General features: G+C 61.4%; 18 protein-coding genes and 1 other RNA gene. 5 read left to right on the forward strand and 14 right to left on the reverse strand.

Annotation, left to right across the window (positions count from 1 at the left end):
* Positions 1-10: 10 nt before the first annotated feature.
* The gene (hemN, locus tag DNK50_RS23935) at positions 11-1,393 is read left to right on the forward strand and encodes an oxygen-independent coproporphyrinogen III oxidase (protein ID WP_112196432.1); all 1,383 of its coding nucleotides are present in this window, start codon (positions 11-13) and stop codon (positions 1,391-1,393) included.
* 6 nt (positions 1,394-1,399) lie between these two features.
* Here the strand turns inward: hemN and DNK50_RS23940 are convergent, their stop codons facing one another.
* Positions 1,400-1,861 (reverse strand): hypothetical protein, encoded by a 462-nt coding sequence (locus tag DNK50_RS23940; protein ID WP_112196433.1) that lies wholly within the window; start codon positions 1,859-1,861, stop codon positions 1,400-1,402.
* Between the two features lie 151 nt (positions 1,862-2,012).
* Here DNK50_RS23940 and fnr point away from each other — a divergent pair, with 151 nt between their 5' ends.
* Together fnr and DNK50_RS23950 are read left to right on the forward strand one after the other, a co-directional pair.
* Positions 2,013-2,747, forward strand: a complete 735-nt coding sequence (fnr, locus tag DNK50_RS23945; protein ID WP_099582671.1) for a fumarate/nitrate reduction transcriptional regulator Fnr — start codon at positions 2,013-2,015, stop codon at positions 2,745-2,747.
* 79 nt (positions 2,748-2,826) lie between these two features.
* Positions 2,827-3,375, forward strand: coding sequence for an adenine phosphoribosyltransferase (locus DNK50_RS23950; protein ID WP_112196434.1), 549 nt, complete (start codon positions 2,827-2,829; stop codon positions 3,373-3,375).
* A gap of 155 nt (positions 3,376-3,530) precedes the next feature.
* Here DNK50_RS23950 and recR read toward each other — a convergent pair whose 3' ends face one another.
* The 4 genes from recR to dnaX form a co-directional block, all read right to left on the reverse strand.
* A complete protein-coding gene (recR, locus tag DNK50_RS23955) occupies positions 3,531-4,133 on the reverse strand; it encodes a recombination mediator RecR (RefSeq protein WP_032887656.1) in 603 nt (200 codons plus the stop codon).
* Positions 4,134-4,198: 65 nt separating this feature from the next.
* Positions 4,199-5,233, reverse strand: coding sequence for an NADP-dependent oxidoreductase (locus tag DNK50_RS23960; protein ID WP_099582673.1), 1,035 nt, complete (start codon positions 5,231-5,233; stop codon positions 4,199-4,201).
* Positions 5,234-5,376: 143 nt separating this feature from the next.
* The gene (locus tag DNK50_RS23965; protein ID WP_099582674.1) at positions 5,377-5,715 is read right to left on the reverse strand and encodes a YbaB/EbfC family nucleoid-associated protein; all 339 of its coding nucleotides are present in this window, start codon (positions 5,713-5,715) and stop codon (positions 5,377-5,379) included.
* Between the two features lie 44 nt (positions 5,716-5,759).
* Positions 5,760-7,820 carry a DNA polymerase III subunit gamma/tau gene (gene dnaX, locus DNK50_RS23970; protein WP_112196435.1) on the reverse strand — a complete coding sequence of 687 codons (2,061 nt, stop codon included), beginning with the start codon at positions 7,818-7,820 and terminating at the stop codon, positions 5,760-5,762.
* A gap of 133 nt (positions 7,821-7,953) precedes the next feature.
* Between dnaX and DNK50_RS23975 the strand changes: the two genes are divergently transcribed.
* Positions 7,954-8,712: an ABC transporter substrate-binding protein gene (locus tag DNK50_RS23975; RefSeq protein ID WP_112196436.1), complete on the forward strand. Its 759-nt coding sequence runs from the start codon at positions 7,954-7,956 to the stop codon at positions 8,710-8,712.
* Here DNK50_RS23975 and DNK50_RS23980 read toward each other — a convergent pair.
* Positions 8,663-9,562 (reverse strand): DMT family transporter, encoded by a 900-nt coding sequence (locus tag DNK50_RS23980; RefSeq protein WP_112196437.1) that lies wholly within the window; start codon positions 9,560-9,562, stop codon positions 8,663-8,665. The genes DNK50_RS23975 and DNK50_RS23980 overlap by 50 nt on opposite strands.
* Positions 9,563-9,664: 102 nt before the next feature.
* Here DNK50_RS23980 and DNK50_RS23985 point away from each other — a divergent pair, with 102 nt between their 5' ends.
* Complete coding sequence (locus DNK50_RS23985; RefSeq protein WP_112196438.1) at positions 9,665-10,528, forward strand: LysR family transcriptional regulator; 864 nt, start codon at positions 9,665-9,667, stop codon at positions 10,526-10,528.
* Between the two features lie 6 nt (positions 10,529-10,534).
* Here DNK50_RS23985 and DNK50_RS23990 read toward each other — a convergent pair whose 3' ends face one another.
* The 8 genes from DNK50_RS23990 to DNK50_RS24025 form a co-directional block, all read right to left on the reverse strand.
* Positions 10,535-11,125 (reverse strand): hypothetical protein, encoded by a 591-nt coding sequence (locus tag DNK50_RS23990; RefSeq protein WP_112196439.1) that lies wholly within the window; start codon positions 11,123-11,125, stop codon positions 10,535-10,537.
* A 1-nt stretch (position 11,126) separates the two neighbouring features.
* Positions 11,127-12,173 carry an N-acetylmuramidase family protein gene (locus tag DNK50_RS23995; protein WP_112196440.1) on the reverse strand — a complete coding sequence of 349 codons (1,047 nt, stop codon included), beginning with the start codon at positions 12,171-12,173 and terminating at the stop codon, positions 11,127-11,129.
* 244 nt (positions 12,174-12,417) lie between these two features.
* Positions 12,418-12,514: signal recognition particle sRNA small type (ffs, locus tag DNK50_RS24000), an RNA gene on the reverse strand.
* A gap of 143 nt (positions 12,515-12,657) precedes the next feature.
* Positions 12,658-13,824, reverse strand: coding sequence for a putative zinc-binding metallopeptidase (locus tag DNK50_RS24005; RefSeq protein ID WP_099582681.1), 1,167 nt, complete (start codon positions 13,822-13,824; stop codon positions 12,658-12,660).
* Positions 13,825-13,948: 124 nt separating this feature from the next.
* A complete protein-coding gene (gene ligA, locus DNK50_RS24010; RefSeq protein WP_112196441.1) occupies positions 13,949-16,306 on the reverse strand; it encodes an NAD-dependent DNA ligase LigA in 2,358 nt (785 codons plus the stop codon).
* An 87-nt stretch (positions 16,307-16,393) separates the two neighbouring features.
* Positions 16,394-17,263 carry a cell division protein ZipA gene (gene zipA / locus DNK50_RS24015; RefSeq protein ID WP_099582683.1) on the reverse strand — a complete coding sequence of 290 codons (870 nt, stop codon included), beginning with the start codon at positions 17,261-17,263 and terminating at the stop codon, positions 16,394-16,396.
* A 259-nt stretch (positions 17,264-17,522) separates the two neighbouring features.
* The gene (gene smc, locus DNK50_RS24020) at positions 17,523-21,011 is read right to left on the reverse strand and encodes a chromosome segregation protein SMC (protein ID WP_112196442.1); all 3,489 of its coding nucleotides are present in this window, start codon (positions 21,009-21,011) and stop codon (positions 17,523-17,525) included.
* A gap of 2 nt (positions 21,012-21,013) precedes the next feature.
* Positions 21,014-21,673: a GntR family transcriptional regulator gene (locus tag DNK50_RS24025; RefSeq protein ID WP_099582685.1), complete on the reverse strand. Its 660-nt coding sequence runs from the start codon at positions 21,671-21,673 to the stop codon at positions 21,014-21,016.
* Positions 21,674-21,923: the final 250 nt, after the last annotated feature.

Genomic DNA, 21,923 nt, shown 5'->3' on the forward strand with positions numbered 1-21,923 from the left:
GGACGCCCGCATGCTCGACGCCATTCGTTGGGACACCGATCTGATTCATCGCTACGACCTGGCGGGACCACGCTATACGTCCTACCCCACCGCCGTACAATTCGACAGCCAGGTCGGCACCTTCGACCTGCTCCACGCCCTGCGCGACAGTCGCAAGGCCGTGCGCCCCTTGTCGCTGTATGTGCATGTGCCGTTCTGCGCCAACATTTGCTACTACTGCGCCTGCAACAAGGTGATCACCAAGGACCGTGGCCGCGCCCAGGCGTACCTGCAACGCCTGGAGCAGGAAATCCAATTGGTGGCCTGCCACCTTGACCCGAAACAGCCGGTGGAACAGCTGCATTTCGGCGGCGGCACCCCGACGTTTCTCAGCCACGACGAACTGCGCCAGGTAATGGGCCGCCTGCGCCAGCATTTCCATTTGCTCGATGATGATTCCGGCGACTACGGCATCGAGATCGACCCACGCGAAGCGGACTGGGCCACCATGGGCCTGCTGCGTGAGCTGGGCTTCAACCGCGTCAGTATCGGCCTGCAAGACCTCGACCCCGAGGTACAGCGGGCGGTCAATCGCCTGCAAAGCCTGGAAGAGACCCGTGCGGTGATTGATGCGGCGCGCACCCTGCAGTTTCGCTCGATCAATATCGACCTGATCTACGGCCTGCCCAAGCAGACGCCGATCAACTTCGCGCGCACCGTGGAAGAGGTGATCAAACTGCAACCGGACCGCCTGTCGGTGTTCAACTACGCGCACCTGCCGGAGCGCTTCATGCCCCAGCGGCGCATCAACAGCGACGAGCTGCCGGCGCCGGCGGAAAAGTTGCTGATGCTGCAAACCACCATCGAGCAATTGACCCAGGCCGGCTATCGCTACATCGGCATGGACCACTTCGCGCTGCCGGATGACGAACTGGCCATCGCCCAGGAAGAAGGCACCCTGCAACGCAACTTCCAGGGCTACACCACCCACGGCCATTGCGACCTGATCGGCCTCGGTGTGTCGGCGATCAGCCAGATCGGCGACCTGTATTGCCAGAACAGCAGTGACCTCAACGGCTACCAGAACACCTTGGCCGGTGCGCAGCTGGCCACCAGCCGCGGCCTGGTCTGCACCACGGATGATCGGCTGAGGCGGGAGGTGATTCAGCAGTTGATCTGCACGTTCAGCCTGGCATTCGAACCCGTCGAACAGGCCTTCAACATTGATTTTCGTGGGTACTTCGACGAGATCTGGCCGCAACTTGAGGCCATGGCCGAGGACGGCCTGATCGAGCTCGACGCCCAGGGCATTCGGGTGCTGCCCGCCGGCCGCTTGCTGGTGCGCTCGGTGTGCATGGTGTTCGATGCCTACCTGGAGCACCAGAACAGGCAACGATTTTCACGGGTGATCTAGTTACATCTACAACGAAGCGGCCTTGAGGGCACCATCAGCGCTCATGCTTTTCATCGCCTTGAGCAGGGAGCCCTGGGAGGTCATCAACCCGGCCTGCAGCGAACTGATAGCGCCCTGGATGTTGTTGGTCTTAACCCGGGCCTGCTCCGGCGTCAGGCTATTGTCATTCGCGACCGCCTGAAGCTCAGCCATTTTCTCGGCGATCTGTTGCTTGAGCTTGCGGATCATTTTGAGGATCTGTTTAACGCTGTCGTCCAGGCCACTGCCATCAATATCGGAGTTGGCTTTACTCGCCACCGCCACCGCCTTGAACGCCGCGCCGGAAATCGTCACCTTCACGCCTTCCAGCACGTTGGTTTCGGCAGCGGGTGCAGCGGCCTGATCTTTTACGGCGGTTTCGGCCGCTGACTTCGCGCCCGACACTGTAGGAACTCGGATGGCAGGATTGTAGGCGGCGATGACAGACATCGTACGAGCTCCGGCGTATGGGAATGCCCTTGTATCGGCATCGGTACAAAAAGCTTTATACCGCTGCCGGTTTTTTGTACAGGCTGGCCTGACTGCCCCCCAGTGCGTTACCCTTACGTCTTATGTGTGTTTTCCCACAAGGATTTAAGAAATGTCCGAGCCAGTCAAACTGCGCGCTCACAGCCAGGCTCACTGCAAGGATTGCAGCCTCGCCCCCCTCTGCCTGCCACTTTCGCTGAATCTGGAAGACATGGATGCGCTGGACGACATCGTTAAACGCGGTCGCCCGCTGAAAAAAGGCGAGTTTCTGTTTCGCCAGGGCGACAGGTTCGACTCCGTCTATGCAGTACGTTCGGGCGCGCTGAAGACCTTCAGCCTGAGCGACAACGGCGAAGAGCAGATCACCGGCTTCCACCTGCCGAGCGAACTGGTGGGTTTGTCGGGCATGGACACCGAGATGCATCCCGTGTCGGCCCAGGCGCTGGAAACTACGTCGGTGTGCGAAATCCCCTTCGAACGCCTGGATGAACTGGCCATACAGTTGCCTCAACTGCGCCGTCAGCTGATGCGCGTGATGAGCCGCGAAATCCGTGACGATCAGCAGATGATGCTGCTGCTTTCGAAGAAAACCGCCGACGAGCGCATCGCGACATTCCTGGTCAACCTCTCGGCGCGATTCCGGGCCCGTGGTTTCTCGGCCAACCAGTTCCGCCTGAGCATGTCGCGCAATGAAATCGGCAACTACCTGGGCCTGGCGGTGGAAACCGTGTCCCGCGTGTTCACCCGTTTCCAGCAGAACGAGTTGATTGCCGCCGAAGGCAAGGAAGTGCACATCCTCGACCCGATCCAGCTGTGCGCGCTGGCGGGTGGTTCTCTAGAGGGCTGATACAGACACTTGCGGCCGGGCCATTTGGCAAGGCCGCAGGTATACTTCGGGTCCGTTTTCCTCCCAGGACTCTTCGACGATGACCTTCGATTCGTTCGACATCAAATCCCTGATCCGCCCCGTCATCGACTTCCCCAAGCCTGGGGTGATCTTCCGTGACATCACGCCGCTGTTCCAATCGCCCAAGGCCCTGCGCCTGGTGGCCGACACCTTTGCCCATCGCTATGTCGAAGCCGACTTCACCCACATCGGCGCAATGGATGCCCGCGGCTTCCTGATCGGCTCGATCATCGCCTATCAACTGAACAAACCGCTGATCCTGTTCCGCAAGCAAGGCAAGCTGCCGGCGGACGTGCTGGCCGAGGGTTACCAGACCGAATATGGCGAAGCCTTCCTGGAAGTGCACGCCGACAGCCTGTGCGAAGGCGACTCGGTGTTGATGTTCGATGACCTGATCGCCACGGGCGGCACCCTGATTGCCGCGGCGAACCTGGTGCGACGCATGGGCGCGAAGATTTTTGAAGCGGCAGCGATTATTGATTTGCCGGAGCTGGGTGGCTCGCAGCGGTTGGAAGATATGGGGATTCCGACGTTTTGCCTGACGCAGTTTGCGTTGACTGAAAGGTAGTGGTTGTCGGGGCCGGCCCCATCGGGGGCAAGCCCCCTCCCAACTTTGATCTGTGAATACATTCAATATGTGGGAGGGGGCTTGCCCCCGATGCAGTGTCTCAGCCAAAGAATGTGTTGACTGAGACACCCACATTTTCAGCCCTGCGCTGATCGTCAGAGGGCGATGGGCTTGCGACCGGCAAAGGAGTGGGCCAGGGTGCCGCCATCCACCAATTCCAGCTCGCCCCCCAGCGGAACGCCATGGGCGATACGCGAAGTGATCAGGCCTTTGTTGCTCAGCAGTTGAGCGATGTAATGGGCGGTGGCTTCGCCTTCCACGGTCGGGTTGGTGGCCAGGATCACCTCGGTAAAGGTGCCCTGCTCTTCAATCCGCGCTACCAGTTGCGGAATGCCGATGGCTTCCGGGCCCAGGCCGTCGAGCGGCGACAGGTGCCCCTTGAGTACAAAGTAGCGCCCGCGATAGCCGGTCTGCTCCACCGCGTAGACGTCCATCGGGCCTTCCACCACGCACAGCAACGTGTCGTCGCGGCGCGGGTCGGCGCATTGCGGGCAGAGGTCTTCTTCGGTGAGGGTGCGGCATTGGCGGCAGTGGCCGACGCCCGTCATGGCCTGGCTCAGGGCCTGGGCCAACCGGGTGCCGCCGCTGCGATCACGCTCCAGCAGTTGCAGCGCCATGCGCTGGGCGGTTTTCTGGCCGACGCCCGGCAACGTGCGCAGGGCGTCGATCAGTTGGCGAATCAGGGGGCTGAAGCTCATGGGCATTGGTCCGACAAAACAACGAGACGCGGTTTATACCCGCGCCCCGGATTAGCGTCAAATCCTCAATCCTGCGCGACCCGCACCACCAACTTGCCGAAGTTGCGCCCTTCAAGCAGACCGATAAAGGCTTCGGGCGCCTGCTCCAGGCCATCGACCACGTCCTCGCGGAACTTGATCTTGCCATCACGCACCCAAGGCGCCATGGCACTGAGGAACTCGGGCTGGCGATCACCGTAGTCGTCGAACACGATAAAGCCCTGGATGCGTACCCGCTTGGTCAGCAAGGTGCGTTGCAGCGCCGGCAGGCGATCAGGGCCGCTGGGGGCTTCATGGGCGTTGTAGCCGGCAATCAGGCCGCACAGGGGAATGCGCGCCTTGGGGTTGAGCAAGGGCAGCACGGCGTCGAATACCTTGCCGCCGACGTTCTCGAAATAGATGTCCACGCCCTTGAAGCAGGCCTGGGCCAGTTGATCGGCGAAGTCTGCGCTCTTGTGGTCGATACAGGCATCGAAGCCCAGCTCGTCCACCACATAGCGGCACTTGTCGGCGCCGCCCGCAATACCGATCACACGCAAGCCCTTGAGCTTGGCCACCTGCCCCACTACCGAGCCGACCGCACCGGATGCCGCAGCCACCACCAAGGTTTCGCCGGCCTTGGGCTGGCCGATGTCCATCAGGCCCATGTAGGCGGTCATGCCGGGCATGCCCAGCACACCAAGTGCCATGGATGGGCTCGCCAGCCCCTTGGGCACCGGAATGAGGTTGCGGCCGTCAGAAATGCTGTGGCTCTGCCAACCCGTAGCGCCGACCACCAGATCACCCACTTCGAATTTTGGATTACGCGACTGCTCGATACGGCTGACAGCACCACCGGTCATCACCTCGTCGATTTCCACCGGTGCGGCATAGGAAGGTGCGTCGCTCATGCGCCCGCGCATGTAGGGATCGAGGGACAGGTAGAGGGTCTTGAGCAGGACCTGGCCGTCCGCCAGCTCCGGCAGGCTCACGCGTTCCAGGCGAAAGTTTTCCGGAGTGGGCGCGCCTTGGGGCCGCGAGACCAGCACGATGCGTTGGTTCAGGGTCAGTTCTTGAGGCATCAGGGGGCTCCTTATCGAATTGATCGGTATAGGGTGCAGACCATCGGTGCCGTGCCAGGGTTCGATCGGGGTTTGATTGAAGCGGCACAAACAAAAATGCCAGGCACTGGGCCTGGCATTGGAGTCTAGCTAACGCTGGATAATCAGAACGGCATCTTCATGCCCGGCGGCAGTTGCATGCCGGCGGTCGCGGCGCCCATTTTTTCCTGGCTGTTGGCTTCGATCTTGCGCACGGCGTCGTTGACGGCCGCGGCGAACAGCGCTTCAAGCATTTCCAGGTCATCTTCACCCACGCCCGGCAGCACGCTTGGGTCGATGCTCACGCGCTTGATGTCGTGACGACCGGTCATCACCACGCTGACCATATCGCCACCGGCTTTACCGGTGACTTCGGCGTTGGCCAGTTCTTCCTGCATCTTGGCCATCTTTTCCTGCATCTGCTGCGCCTGCTTCATCAGGCCGGCCATGCCACCTTTCATCATGGGAATCACCTCAAAAGTACGTGGATCAAGTTAGTAGCCCGGTGTCATGACGCTTGGGGCACCGGGGCTTCGACAGGTTCAATAGTATCGTGACGGACGACCGCCCCAAACTGTTGCATCATTTGCTGGATGAGCGGGTCTGCGTGGATCGAATCCTCAGCCTCGCGCTGACGGTTGATACGCCGGCGGGTCGCGGCCTGGGCCGGGGTTTCCTGCTCGGGCTTGATCAACTCGATGGCGATGGTCAGCGTGCGCCCATGGTACTGGTTCAGCGCATCGTTGAGGCGACGCTGCTGGGTCGCGTTGAACAGGGCGCTGTGGGCCGGGTCCAGGTGCAACAGCCAGTGGTCGCCATCAATGGAAATCAGTGTGCAGTTGGCGGCGATGCTGCCGGTCATCCCGGAGATCGGCAGTTTCGGGAACAGTTCCAGCCATTGCAACGCCAGGCCGGTGGCCGGGGCTGCGGCAGGCTCTGCTTCGGGCTCGGGGGCCGGCTCGGCAGTGTGTTCGCTGGCAAGGTCGTCCAGGTAGCTGTAGGCCGAATCCATGTCCGGCTCGATGTAGTCTTCATCAAGCGGCGGCTCGTCGTCGAGGTCGATGCCTGGGGTTGCGGCTTCAACCTGAGCGACGGTCGGCTCAGGGACCGGTGCGGACACCCACTCCGGGGCATCCGGCACCACGCTGTCCGGCGTTGGCGCGGGCATCGGGGTCAATTCGGGCTGCTCGCCAGTGGTTTCCAGTACAGGCTCCACGGCGGGCTGCTGCTCGGGCTCGGCTTCGGCCTCTACCGGGTCGTTCCAGGGCAGATCGACCACGGGCGCAGGTTCCGGCTCCACCACCGGTGCCGGCTCAACCACTGGCGCGACCACAACGGGCTCAGGCTCAGGAGCCTGCGCAACAGGCGCAGGGGCCGCGACCACTGGCGCAACCACCGCCGCGCCAGCCACTGGTTTGGCGGAATCAACTGTGGCCTGGCTGATCCCCACTGGCTTTAGCGGCTGTCTCGGCGCGTCGGCCGTATCGGCGGGCCGGAAGGCCAGCATCCGCAGCAAGACCATCTCAAAGCCACCACGTGGGTCCGGCGCCAGGGGCAGGTCGCGACGGCCGATCAGGCCCATCTGGTAGTAGAACTGCACATCTTCGGCCGGCAACGCCTGAGCCAGACCCAACACGCGGTCGCGGTCGCCATGGCCGTTGTCGACACCTTCAGGCAAGGCCTGGGCGATGGCAACGCGGTGCAGCACATTGAGGATTTCCGAGAGCACGCCGTTCCAGTCCGGGCCTTGCTCGGAGAGGTGGCGCACGGCTTCGAGCAATGCCTTGGCGTCACCTTCGATCAGGGCGTGCAGCACGTCGAACACCTGGCCATGGTCGAGGGTGCCGAGCATGGCGCGCACATCGGCGGCCATGACCTTGCCTTCACCAAAGGCGATGGCCTGGTCGGTGAGGCTCATGGCATCACGCATCGAGCCATCGGCGGCGCGGCCGAGCAGCCACAACGCGTCGTCTTCGAACGGTACGTTCTCGACGCCCAGCACGTGGGTCAAATGCTCGACCACACGCTCGGGGGTCATGTTTTTCAGGGAGAACTGCAGGCACCGCGACAGAATCGTTGCGGGAAGTTTCTGCGGGTCGGTGGTGGCCAGGATGAATTTGACGTAGGGCGGCGGCTCTTCCAGGGTTTTCAACAGCGCGTTGAAGGAATGGCTGGACAGCATGTGCACTTCGTCGATCAGGTAGACCTTGAAGCGGCCGCGGCTCGGCGCGTACTGCACATTGTCGAGCAGTTCGCGGGTGTCTTCGACCTTGGTGCGGCTCGCGGCGTCGATTTCGATCAGGTCGACAAAACGCCCTTCGTCGATTTCCCGGCACACCGAGCAAGTCCCGCAGGGCGTCGAAGTGATACCGGTTTCACAGTTCAGGCATTTGGCGATGATGCGCGCAATGGTGGTCTTGCCCACCCCGCGCGTACCGGTGAACAGGTAGGCGTGGTGCAGCCGTTGGCTGTCCAAGGCATTGATCAGAGCCTTGAGCACATGGGTCTGGCCGACCATTTCGCGGAACGAGCGCGGACGCCATTTACGTGCAAGAACCTGATAACTCATCGAAAACCGTCGCAACTGGGAAGCGGAAGCCGGTAATGCTAGCGGAGCAAGGGGGAAATTGCATCCGGCACGCTCGCCTAATCTGACTAAGCTGTCCTGACTGGCCCCTCAAAGGCCTGAACCCGGAGAGTGTATGCGCGTAGTCCTGGGCGCTTTATGGATGATGACCACGGCCTGCCTGGCGGCGCCTGCACCGTTGCGTTTCTCGGTTTCCGACAGTTGGGCGATGCCCATGGTGCAGTTGGAGAACGGTCGGCCAACCCAGGGTATTTTGTATGACGTGATGTTGAGCCTGGCCACCCAGGTCGGCCACCCGGCGCAGTTCAAGGTGCTGGCCCGGGCACGCATCGCAGCCGCCATGGAACACGGCGAGGTTGATGTGCGCTGTTATGTCACCCAGGCGTGGGTCGATAATTTTTCCGGCAATTACACCTGGAGCCTGCCGCTGATGGTGCAGCGCAACGTACTGGTGAGCACGCACATCCCAGTGCAGGCGGTGTCCCTCCCCCAGTTGGCGCCCCAGGCCATCGGCACGGTGCTCAATTACCGCTACGCCACCCTCGACCCGCTGTTTGCCAGCGGCCAACTCACCCGCGACGATGCCCGCAGTGAAGAGCAGGTGCTGCACAAGCTGGTGGCCGGGCGCTTCAAATATGCGGTTATCAATGAGTGGATCCTGGACCGGTTCAACCAGAACATGCCCGTCGGCCGACGGCTGCACAAAGTGGCGGTGATCAACGAGCAAAACCTGGGCTGCATCGTGCGCAATGACCCGGACGTGCCGGTGCAGAGGATTTTGCGCACGTTGTTGCAGATGAAGATGTCGGGGGAGATCGACGACATTATCCAGTTGTATACCGGACAGCCCGCCTCCAGCGCCCTTCCAGACTGATGGCGGCCACACTGGCCAGCACCATCACCCCACCGAGCACCACCTGCCGTGCAATCTGTTCACCCAGCAGCGTTGCGGCCATCACCATCGCCACCGGCGGAATCAGGTACATCGCCACCGATGCGCGGCTCACCTCGACATACTTGAGCACATAGCCCCAGGCCAGGTAGGCCAGGGCGCTGGGGAAAATACCCAGCACCAGCACCGCCAGGTTCTCCGGCAACGGCGCTCGCACAACGGCCGCCGGCAAGCCAGGCAAATTGACGCAAAGCATCAGGGTGCCCACCCACACCATGTAGCACGCGAGGGTCAGCGGGCTGTAGCGAAGGGCGTAGTGCTTCTGAATGGCGAAATACACGCTCCACGACAACGCCGCCAGCAGGATCAGCAATCCCCGCGGGTCGATATCACCTACGCCCTGGTCGCCCCAGATCACCACCAGCACACCGAACAACCCCGAGAGTACGCAGCCCCAACGCCAGGCGCTGACCCGCTCCTTCAAGCAGAAAAACGCGATCAGCACGCTGAACAAGGGCGCCGACTGCGCCAATACACTGGACGCCGCCGCCATCACCCATTGCTGCCCGGCATTGAGGCTCATGTGGTGCAAGAAAACGCCGAAAAAACCCAGTACCAACAACCACGGTACATCCCGCAGGCGCGGCCGACCGATACCGACCACCAGCGCCACACCGCCCATGAACACCGAGGCAATCAGAAACCGCAGCAACGCCAGATGACCGGGGCTGTAGCTGTGCAAGCCCATGTGCACACCAATCGGCGAATAGGCCCAACAGAGGATCACGCTGGCGATGACTAGCGTAAGCTTCACGGGTGACGGGGTGTTCATCGATGGCGTCCAGAAACTAAGAAGGAATGCCATCAGTCTTGGCCCCGGCATGCCGTAGGACAATTAAGTGTTTCTGACTTCTGAAATCAGCGGAACTGAGCAATGGAACTGGCCCAACTGAAAATGGTGCGAGCCGTCGCGCAAACCGGCAGCGTGGCCCAGGCGGCCGTGCAACTGCACTGCGTGCCGTCCAACATCACCACACGCATCAAGCAGTTGGAAAGCGAGTTGGGCACGCCGCTGTTTATCCGTGCCGGGCGTGGGCTGGCCATCAGCGCGGCCGGCGAAATTTTCCTGGACTACTGCGAACGCATTCTCGCGTTGGTGGAGGAGTCCAAGCGCGCGGTGGACGCCAATGCCATCCCCCGTGGCACCTTGCGCATCGGCGCCGTGGAGTCCAGCGCGAGCGGCCGCCTGCCACCGCTGCTGGCGGAATACCATCGACGCTACCCGGATGTCAGCCTGGAACTGGTGACCGGCGCCTGGGCTCAGTTACTCGACGATCTGCACCACCATCGCCTGGATGTGGCACTGGTGGCCGCCAGCAACAAGCGCTCCAAACTTGAACACAGCGTGGTCTACAGCGAACGCCTGGTGCTGATCGCCAGCGCGTCCAGCGCGCCGATCCACAGTGCCGAAGACCTGGCGGGCCGTACCCTGCTGGTGTGGCCATCGGGCTGCCCTTACCGGGCGGCGCTGGAAAACTGGCTCAAGCCCCATGACGTCAAGCCGGCCATCGCCAGTTATGCCAGCTGGGGCACGATTATCGGCTGCGTGAGTGCGGGAATTGGCGTGGCGCTGGCACCGGAAGGCATCCTGGCCCGCTATGAGCAGGCCAATCAATTGGCGTCCTATCGGTTTGACGAATTGCAGGCCGTGGACAACCTGCTGTTCTGGCACAAGGACACCCAGCGCCACTTGGCGCGGGATGCGTTTGCGGGGCTGTTGCGCGAAACGTTCGGCTGATGGAGATCAGCTTTTGGGTGCAGCCAACCGCGCGTACTGATCCTGACTGATCCAGCCCTTGAACGAGCGGTCGTCAGCATTGACGAACTCAACCTGGGCCCAGCCATCCTTGAACGCCAGCACACCGACCACATCGTTCTTGACGATATAGGGGCGCTTGGCCACCTTGGCGCCCGGTGTTTTCTGCAGGTAAGCCTTGTCGACAGATACAGTGACCAGACCGATCCACTGCTTGCTGGCGGTCTGGGTCAGGTCCAGGCCGGTGGCAATCTCCGGCATCAGGACGTTGATGCAGCCGGGATGCTGACGGCCTTCCTCCACGGTCAGGGTCACGCCGTCGGACGACGGCGCCACGCTGCCAGGGTAGGCGTCGTCGAGCCAGGTGGTGAGCGCGCCGGGCTTGCCTTGCAGGTAGAACGCACAACTGCGTGTTACGCCCTCACCCATTGATTCTGCGTAGAAACCTTCGACCTGATGCTCCGGCGTCACCGCCAGCATCAGCCCTTCGTACTTGCCCGAATGCAGCGCGGCCGAACCGGCCATGGCTGGCGCCACAGCGCACAACGACAACACACCTATCGCGAGTAAACGGATCATCCTATTTTTTCCCTTCAAGTTTTTCGTAGGCTTTTTGCATAAGGACGTCGTAGTTGCCGTAGTCCTCACCGTTATAGTTACGCGCCATGCCGGTAAAGTCTTTGGCCTTCATGGCTTTCATCAGCGACGGGCTTTTGCTGCAAAAGCCGAGGAATGCCTTTAGTTGATTGCCGGCATTGACCTTTAATGCCGCCGAAAACTCAAACACCGTCTTGTAACCGCACGACGCAAAGTTGAAGCCCATGATCTGGAACATGCCCCACGAAGCCGACATCAAGGCGGCTTCCTGGTCCAGGGCAAATGCGGTGGCCATGGTTTCCCAGGCCTTGGCCTGGTCCTTGTTGTTCGCCTGCCACTGCGGCCCGGCCTTTTTCTTGTAGGGGTAGGACAGCAGCGGGTGCGCCTGGTCGTAGATGTGCTTGGTGTATTTGCGAAACAGGTGCCCTTCAAAGGCGATCACCGGCAACTTGGCCGGCCCGAAGCCGGAGCGCCCGCCCGACTCCACGGTTGCGAACGCCTTGATGATATTCACCGAAATACCGCTGCCCAGTTGCGTGGCGGCGTTCTGGAAGTCCGTTTCGCTGAGGGTCATGCCCCCGTCGCACGTGGCCTGGAGCATCAATTGCCGGTTACGCCGCTCGGCCTCGATCATCGCGCGCATGCGGTCCAGGTACACGTTGACCGTGGCCTGCACCGCATCGCCCTGATTGTTGCCGAACACGTTGAGAAAAGTCGGGATGCGCATGCTCGGAAAGGCCTTCACCGGCACTTTCACCGCTTCTTCGATCAGGCTGTTGAAGGTGCGGCCGGTGGGGTCGATCACGCCATCAGGGTGGGCATACTTGAGATGACGGAACTGATACTGGCTGATGCACTGCACCAACTGGCCGTCGCACTTGCCGTTTTCAGCCAGCGGGAACCCCATCTTGGGAATGATCAAATTGAATAAATACTGGATGCACTGAACATCGGCAGGCAAGTTTCGGGCTTTACCGGCCGCACCTACCGACGCAGTGATAAGACGGGGTAACCCTTGCAGGCTTTTCATCACAGACATCCTTGTTAGTTAAAGAAGTGATAGCACTTCAATATCAAATCAGTACCCTTGTCACACTCTGAAACAAGTGGCCGGCGCAAACTAACAAGGCGGTCTGGGGTTGTCCAGAGAGGGTTTGGAAAGTTGTGAAACAGCCGTCATCGACCGCGCAATAAAACAATGGCAGTTGACTGAAAATAAATAATTTGGATTTGAATCGAAGGGGGTATTGCAAGGAAGAGCGTTATGGAGGCAACCCCACCAGCCACACCCCGGCACACAATGTTCCCGCTGTGGCTGCTGCCTTCCGGCTCTGACCAGGTTCACGGGTAATCGTTGCGGGGGGACCGATGGGGTCACCATAACGACGCCTGCCTCTCGGCAAGCGGGGCCATTGTACCGATCTCATCGGAAGTTACAACCGTTGGTGACGGATTAAAAATATGAAGGGGTTCAAGCACTTGCCATGGTCACCAGCGTCTCCCTCATTGGCTGATCATTGTGCCTGCAGTACCTCATCCGCCCGGCCGCCCTCTTCCTGGATCACCAGGTGGATGAAGTGCAGCTTGGCGATCACCGCCGGTGGCAGCACGAACGGGTAGAAATCCGGCTGGCCCATGGCGCGTGACAGTTCATTGAGCATGCCGGCCAGTTCGATCCAGGCGTTGACGAACGACAGGAATGCCGGGCCGCTGGGGTGTTCGGGGTCATACAGCGTGGTGAGGGGGAACGGTTGATAATCCAGGTCCATCTCACGGGCGCTCATGCCAAAGCCCAGGGCGGTGTCGACGGCGTCCATCATGTGCAGGTAGTGGGCCCAGGTTTCGGCCCAGTCTTCCCACGGGTGCATGGTGGCGTAGGCGCTGACGCAGGTTTGCTGCCAGTCCGGACGCGGGCCATTCTGGTAATGCTGGTCGAGGGCGTCGGCGTAACTGGCGCGTTCGTCGCCAAACAGGGTGCGAAAAGGTTGCTGCCAGTGGGTATTGGCAATCAGGCGGTCCCAGTAATAATGGCCGACTTCATGGCGAAAGTGACCGAGCAAGGTGCGGTACGGCTCGCGCATCTGTACACGGATTTTCTCGCGGTGGGCGTCGTCGGCTTCCTTGATGTCGAGGGTGATCAGGCCGTTGGCGTGGCCGGTCATGGGCGCGTTGCCTTCCAGGTCGATACCGACGAAGTCGAAGGCCAGGCCGGTGTCTTCGTCAACGCTCTTGGGCACGACGCGCAGGCCCAGGCTGATCAGTTGCGCCACCAACCGGCGCTTGGCGGTTTCCACCTTGCGCCAGCGTTCGGGGTTTTCCGGGATCGACAGGTCGGGAATGGTGCGATTGAGGCTACAGGCCACGCACAGCGGTGCGGTGCTGTGGGCCGGGATCAGCCAGTTGCAGGCGGCCGGGGTGTCGAGGTTGGCACAACGGCGAAAGGCGCCGGCGTCCAGGTTGTCGTCCTGCAACCAGGTGCCATCGACGGGGCCGGGCTGCAATGAGGACAGGCGGCTTTGCTGGGGTTGGTAGCCCAGCAGCGCTGCGCAGGCCAGGCATTGGCTGTTGCGAAAGAACAAGGACTGGCCGCAACGGCACTGCCAGACCTTGCTGTTACGCGAGGATTCGGCCATGAACGGTGCGGCGATGCGCGAACTGAGTTGCTCGAAGTAGCGGAACATGGCGATCTCTCCCTAGGTGACTGAGACTAGATCATTTAGCGCTTGGGATCGTTCCACTTTCCTACAGGGCTGCTGCGCAGCCCGGCGCGGGGCAAGCCCGCTCACTACAGAAAACCATGCCACGTCAGACGGTGATGTTGTGCTTGGCCAGGAAGGCTACGAAGGCTTCTTCGTCCAGCACCTTGAGGCCCAGCTCGCTGGCCTTGGCCAACTTCGAACCCGCGCCCGGCCCCGCCACCACGCAGTGGGTTTTCGCCGAGACAGAACCGGCCACCTTGGCGCCGAGGCTTTCGAGTTTCTCCTTGGCCACGTCGCGGCTCATCAGCTCCAGGGAGCCGGTGAGGACCCAGGTGTGTCCGGCCTCCGGCAAACCTTCGACGACCTTTTTCTCGCTTTGCCAGTGCATGCCGAAGTCCTTGAGCTGCTGCTCGATGGCCAGGGCAAGGTTAGCGTTGTCCGGGTTGTCGAAGAAGTCGCGCACAGCCTTGGCCTGCTTCTCGGGCAACGCCTGGCGCATGTCCAGCCAGTCGGCCTTGATCACACCTTCCAGTGTGCCGAACTTGTCCGCCAGTTTCTGCGCGGCGCCAGGGCCCACGGACGGTACGTGCAGTTTGTCGAGCAACCCGCCCAGTGTGGTGCTGGCGGCGAACTCGGCACTGAGGTCGCCCTGATCCTGCAATTGCAGCCCACACTCGTTTGGCGACAGGAGTGCGCCGATTACCTGCTGGTTATGAGTGTCTTCAAAGAAGCTGTGGATCTCGTGCGCCACTTCCAGGCCCACGTCGGGCAAGTACGTGAGCACTTGCGGCAAGGCCTGCTGCACGCGCTCCAGAGAAGCCAGGGAGCGCGCCAGCACCTTGGCGGTCTCCTCGCCCACATCCGGAATGCCCAGGGCGTAGATAAAGCGCGCCAGGGTCGGCGTCTTGCTGTTTTCGATGGCGGCGATCAGCTTCTTGCTGGAAACATCGGCGAAGCCTTCCAGGTCGATGATCTGCTCGTACTTTAGCTTGTAGAGGTCGGCTGGCGAACCGATGAGTTTTTCATCCACCAGTTGCTCGATGGTCTTGTCGCCGAGGCCATCAATGTCCATGGCCCGGCGCGAGACGAAATGAATGATCGCCTGCTTGAGCTGCGCCCCACAGGCCAGCCGCCCAACGCAGCGGTACACCGCGCCCTCACTGATGGTTTCCTTGCCCTTGCTGCGCTTGACCAGTTGCGTGCGCTCCACGTGGGAGCCGCACACCGGGCAACGCTCGGGGATCGGCACTGCGCGGGCATCGGCCGGACGGCGCTCAAGCACCACGGACACCACTTGCGGGATCACATCACCGGCGCGGCGGATGATCACTGTATCGCCGATCATCACGCCCAGGCGCGCCACTTCGTCCATGTTGTGCAAGGTGGCGTTGGACACGGTCACACCCGCGACCTTGACCGGCTTCAGGCGTGCCACCGGGGTGACGGCCCCGGTGCGGCCGACCTGGAATTCCACGTCGAGCAGTTCGGTGAGCTCTTCCAGGGCCGGGAATTTATGGGCGATGGCCCAGCGCGGTTCACGGGCGCGGAAGCCCAGTTCACGCTGGGCGGCAATGCTGTTGACCTTGAAGACAACGCCGTCGATTTCATAGGGCAGGCTGTTACGCCGCTCGCCGATATCCCGGTAGTAGTCGAGGCAATCCTGGATACCCTTGGCCAGCTTCAGCTCATGGCTGATCGGCATGCCCCATTTCTGCAACTGTTGCAGGTTGCCGATATGGGTGTCGCTGATGTCCGTGGTCACGCCATAGCAGCAGAATTCCAGCGGGCGGCTGGCGGTGATCTTCGAATCCAACTGACGCAGGCTGCCGGCGGCGGCGTTGCGCGGGTTGGCGAAGGTCTTGCCACCGACTTCCAGCTGCGAGGCGTTGAGCCGCTCGAAACCGGCCTTGGACATGAACACTTCACCGCGCACTTCCAGGGTCGCCGGCCAGCCGGTGCCATGCAGCTTCAGCGGGATGTTGCGCACCGTGCGCACGTTGACGCTGATGTCCTCACCCGTGGTGCCATCGCCACGGGTGGCGCCGCGTACCAGCTCGCCATCCTGATACAGCAGGCTGACCGCCAGGCCGTCCAGCTTGGGTTCGCAGCTGTATTCGACCGCTGCGCCACCGCCAAACAGATCACCCACCGGCAGGTCGAGCCCTTCGGTCACCCGGCGATCAAACTCCAGCATGGTGGTTTCATCAAAGGCGTTGCCCAGGCTGAGCATCGGAATCTCGTGCTTGACCTGAGTAAACGCCGACAACGCCGCACTGCCGACCCGCTGCGTCGGCGAATCCCGCGTGACCAGGTCCGGATGCTCGGCTTCCAGAGCCTTGAGCTCGTGGAACAGCCGGTCGTACTCGGCGTCCGGAATGCTCGGCTCGTCGAGGACGTGGTAACGGTAGTTGTGCTGATCCAGTTCAGCGCGCAGTTCGAGGATGCGGGTATGGGCGGCGGTCATGGGTGTTCTCTCATAAAGCAAAAGAGCAGCCGAAGCTGCTCAATATGTTAGTGCACGGATTCTACAGACAACGCTTAAGATCGAACCTCAGCGTTTCTGTGTCAGGGCGCGACGCTCGAACTCGACGATACGCTGACGGTAATGTTCGATGGTCTGGGCAGTCAGGACGCTGCGCTGGTCGTCCTTGAGCTCGCCGTTGAGTTCCTGGGACAGCTTGCGGGCTGCGGCCACCATCACGTCGAACGCTTGTTTCGGGTGACGCGGGCCTGGCAGGCCGAGGAAGAAGCTTACCGCCGGCGTGCTGAACAGGTCGATGTCGTCCAGATCAAAAGTGCCCGGCTTGACCGCGTTGGCCATGGAGAACAGCACTTCGCCGTTGCCGGCCATGCTTTCGTGACGGTGGAAGATATCCATCTCGCCAAAACGCAGGCCGCTTTCGAGGATGTTCTGCAACAGCGCAGGGCCTTTGAAGCCGGCGGCGTCGCGGCAGATCACGCTGATCACCAGGACTTCTTCGGCGGCAGGCTGATCATTGACCGACTGGCGCGCGGCGCTGCTGGTCTTGCCGACGTTTTCGTCCGGGAAATCATCGTCGCGGCTGCTGAAGCTCGGGCCTTCGTCGACGTCGAGGTTCAGGTCACCCTGATGGGGCTCGGCCACGGCGGCGTTGGCGCGCTTGCCACGCTTGGAAGACGGTTCACGGGCTTCACGCAACGGCGCGCTCATCGACGGCAAGTCGTGTTCGTCCAGCTGCGGCTCTTTATGGGTATCCAGCACACGGGGCGGCCCCAACAGCTCGGCGCTGCCGTCGTCGTCAGGCAAGTTGGACAGGTTGCGGTCCAGACGGAATTTGAGCTTGCCCTTGCCACCGCGCATGCGGCGCCAGCCATCAAAAAGAATACCGGCAATGACAATAATGCCGATGACGATCAGCCACTCGCGCAGACCGATTTCCATGTAATCCCGTGCCTCTAATAAAAAATGCTGAAAAATAAGGGGTTTAGCACCGTGCAAACCGCTTTAAAACGTGGCGCCAACTCTATGTTCTGACTGACGTTTTGCCCACGCACACGAAAAATTGACATTAAACTAGCACGACCAAAGATAACTTTACACCGTCTGTCAAAATGCCTTGAACAAATATGTCCATTTGCCACTTTCCCTAGACCGGTAAATCACCCTTCAACGCGCTGAAAACTTTCTGTCATGGCGCAACTCAAGATTCCACCATCGCCATCGCTTCTTCGACATCCACCGCGACCAAACGCGAACAGCCCGGTTCATGCATCGTCACGCCCATCAACTGATCAGCCATTTCCATGGCGATCTTGTTGTGGGTGATATAGATGAACTGCACGGTCTGGGACATCTCTTTGACCAGTCGTGCGTAGCGTCCAACGTTCGCGTCATCCAACGGTGCGTCAACTTCGTCGAGCATGCAGAACGGCGCCGGGTTCAACTTGAAGATGGCAAATACCAGGGCCAGTGCGGTCAGGGCTTTTTCGCCGCCGGACAACAAATGGATGGTGCTGTTCTTCTTGCCCGGAGGCCGCGCCATGATCGTTACCCCTGTATCGAGTAGATCTTCGCCCGTCAGTTCCAAGTAAGCGCTGCCACCGCCGAAAACTTTTGGGAATAACGCCTGTAAACCGCTATTAATCTGATCAAAGGTATCTTTGAAGCGGTTACGGGTTTCCTTGTCGATCTTGCGGATCACGTTTTCCAGGGTGTCCAGGGCTTCGACCAGATCGGCGTCCTGGGCATCCAGATAACGTTTACGCTCGGACTGCTGCTGATATTCATCGATGGCCGCGAGGTTGATCGCGCCCAGGCGCTGGATCCGTGCAGCAATGCGCTCAAGCTCTTCTTCGGCGTCTTTCTCGTTGGCCTGGGCGGTCAGGGTGTTGAGCACGCCGTGCAGGTCGTAGCCGTCTTCCAGCAACTGGTCTTGCAGGGTTTTGCGGCGCACGGTCAGGGCTTGCCATTCCATGCGCTGTTGTTCGAGCTGGCCGCGGATCAGTTGGGATTGCTGCTCGGCTTGAGTCCGACGCTTTTCCGCATCGCGCAACTCGCGGTCGGCATCTTCCAGGGCGATCTGTGCGGTCTTGAGTTCTTCGTCGACGGTCATGCGCTTGTCGAGCAACTCTTCGAGCTTGAGGCGCAACTCTTCCAGCGGCGCTTCGCCCTCCTCCAAGTTGAGGCTCAGTTGCTCGCGCTTTTCGGTGAGGCGTTCGGATTGCATCTCCAGGCGCTCCAGGGCCTGGCGTGTCGAATCATGCTGGGCACGCAGCGAGCCAAGGCGTACCGCCAGTTGGTGCGCGTGATCCTTGTGCTGCCGGGCTTCCTGGCGCACGCGGTCAAGGCGTTCGCGCAGGCTGTCGCGCTGGGCCAGCAGCAGTTCGCGCTGCTCGGTGTCGAGGGCCATGCTGTCGAGGGCTTCCTGCAAGTGCAGGCGCGCTTCGCCGATCTGTTCGTGTTCCAGGGCGCGTTGCTCGCCCATCTCGGCGACTTCTTCATCAAGACGGGTGCGGCGCAGGGTCAGTTGCTCGGCTTTGGCTTTGCTCGCCGACAGTTGCGCCTTGAGTTCGCCTTGCTGGCGCGCCTCGTCCTGCAACAGGCGGCGCAGGTGTTCGCGACCGGTCTCTTGCTGGCGCTGGGTGGCGCGCAGGGTCTGCAATTCAGTTTCCAGGCTTTCGAGGGTGGCTTCACGCTCTTCGCGCTCGGCGATCAGGCTGACGATTTCCTGGCCACGGGCCAGCACGCCGCTCTCGGCTTCACTGGCGCGGCGCACCCGCAAAAAATGCCGGCCGACCCAGTAGCCGTCGCGGCTGATCAGGCTTTCACCGGCCGCCAACTGACCGCGCTGGGCCAGGGCCTGCTCCAGAGAATCCACCGGTTTGACCTGGCCCAGCCATGGCGACAGGTCAATCGCGGCCTCGACCTTGTCCAGCAGGCTACCCGGCACCCGCGTGCCATCGGCGGCGGGGCTAAGCAATCGCAGGTCGCCCTGGGCAAACCCGGCCAGGTCAAAGCCGCCGAAATCATCCACCAGCACTGCTTGCAGATCGGCGCCGAGCACGGTTTCCACCGCCAGCTCCCAACCGGCTTCGACCTTCAGGCCTTCCGCCAGGCGCGGGCGCTCGGCCAGATGCTGGTCGCGCAGCCATTCGGCGGTGCCGGTGCCAGGGTCCAGCGCGGCTTGCTGCAAGGCTTCAAGGGACGCCAGCCGCCCGTTAAGCCGCTGTAAATCGCCCTGGGCCTGTTGCTGGGCCTGGGTTGCCTGTTGCAGTTGCTGACGCAATTGCTCCAGGCGCTCCACTTGCTGCTCTTCGCTGGCTTCCAGCTCTTCGAGGGTCATCTCGCTTTCGGCGAGCTGCTCGCTGAGGTCCATGATCGCCGCGTCTTCCGGGTCGGCGGCGAGCAGCACACGCTCTTCCTGCAGACGACGCTGGCGCTCGGCCAGGCGTTCCATGCTGGTCTCCAGTTGCTGGATGCGCGACTGCTGCACCTCGGCCTGGCGACGCGGTTCGGCCGATTGCAGGTTGAAAGCGTCCCACTGCTCCTGCCAGCCGTGCATGGTGGTTTCAGATTCTTCAAGCGCCGCTGCGGCTTCTTCGGCAGCGGCGCTGGTAATTTCCTGCTCGGGGGTGAGCATGTCCAGCTCTTCACCCAGCGTCAGCAGCAAGGTGCGGTCGTGGCCCAGGTGGGATTCAGTCTCCAGCCGCGCGCGTTCGGCTTCCTTGAGATCGTCCTGCAATTGGCGCAGGCGCTGCTGGCCGTGCTGGATGCTTTGCTCGACGCGGGCGATATCGCCGCCCACCGAATAGAAGCGGCCTTGCACCAGATTGAAGCGTTCGGACAGATCATGGTGCCCGTCGCGCAGTCGCTCGATGCTGGCATCGGCGTTGCGCTGCTCGGCCACCAGTGCTTCGAAACTGATTTCCTGGGTGCCGATAATTGCTTCGCGCTGCCCCACCTGCTCATTCAGCGCCTGCCAGCGCAGGGCCGAGAGTTGCGCCTTGAGCTGGCGTTCTTCGCCTTTGTATTCCTGATACTTCTCGGCGGCCTGGGCCTGGCGGTGCAGGCGTTCCAACTGGCGCTCCAGCTCTTCGCGCAGGTCGGTGAGGCGGGCGAGGTTTTCGTGGGTACGGCGGATGCGGTTTTCAGTCTCGCGGCGGCGCTCCTTGTACTTGGAGATGCCGGCCGCTTCTTCGATGAAGTTACGCAGGTCTTCGGGCTTGGCTTCGATCAGCTTGGAGATCATGCCCTGCTCGATGATCGAGTAGCTGCGCGGGCCCAGGCCGGTGCCGAGGAAGATATCGGTGATGTCGCGTCGACGGCACTTGGTGCCGTTGAGGAAGTAGCTGTTCTGGCTGTCGCGCGTGACTTTGCGGCGGATGGAGATTTCCGCGTAGGCCGCGTATTCGCCGATCAGGGTGCCGTCGGAGTTATCGAACACCAGCTCGATACTGGCCTGGCTCACCGGCTTGCGGCTGGTGGAGCCGTTGAAGATGACGTCGGTCATCGACTCGCCGCGCAGGTTTTTGGCCGAGCTCTCGCCCATCACCCAACGTACAGCGTCGATGATGTTCGACTTACCGCAACCATTGGGCCCGACCACTGCCGCCATGTTACTGGGGAAGTTCACCGTGGTCGGGTCGACGAAGGATTTGAACCCCGCCAGCTTGATGCACTTGAGCCGCACGCTTAGGCGTCCGCCAACGCTGCGATGACCAGCGAGCTGCTGCGCTGGCAGTAGGCCGACAGCACCTGGCGAATCTGCGGCACGTCACGGGCCAGCACGGCGGCGAGCAGTTGCTCGAACAGCGCCAGGTACTCGCTCATGGACGCCTTGCGCTGATCCAGGGCCAGGTAATAGGCACGGTTCATCGCCGGTTGCAGGTTCTCGACGGTTTCCTGCAGGTAAGGGTTATTGGCAAAGGGGTACGCGGCGCGCATCACGTTGAAGCATTCTTCGACGAAGGCGCGGATGTCCTCACGCTCGAAATTGGTCACCAGGCGCTGTTGGATCTGCACGAACGGCGCCATGTCGGCCTGGGTCTGCCAGCCTTCAGCGACGGCATTGCCGAGCAGGATGTACAGCTCGCTCATCAGCGTGCACAGGCTCTGGACCTTGTGTGCGGTGAGCTCGGTCACGTGGGCACCACGGCGTGGCAGGATCGCGATGAGGTGGCGCCGTTCGAGGATCAGCAAGGCTTCGCGCACGGAACCACGGCTGACATTCAGCGCCAGCGTGACTTTCTGTTCCTGGATGCGTTCCCCAGGCTTGAGATCGCCGCGAATGATGCGTTCGGCGAGGTGGTGAGCGATTTGCTCGGCGAGACTGTCCGGCGCCTTGAACGTCATGTTTTCCCTTCAAAATCTTCTATCGGTACAAGCGCGGCAGTGTAGCGCATTGGCTGGCTGATGGCGCTACGCCCACCGTGGCGAATTTGGCATGAAACAAGCAGCGGTTGAGCGGCGCCAGCCCGCAAAAAACGCCGGTTCTAGAAGACTGGACCATAATTGAATGTGTTGTGATCGCATTTTCTTGACCCTTAGGTCAGAAAACCATTGACCGAAAAGTCAGACATGACTAGATTCGGCGCAAAGCGGT

Origin of the sequence: Pseudomonas sp. LG1E9 (assembly GCF_003290225.1) — a bacterium.
In the GTDB taxonomy this organism is placed as follows: domain Bacteria; phylum Pseudomonadota; class Gammaproteobacteria; order Pseudomonadales; family Pseudomonadaceae; genus Aquipseudomonas; species Aquipseudomonas cyclaminis.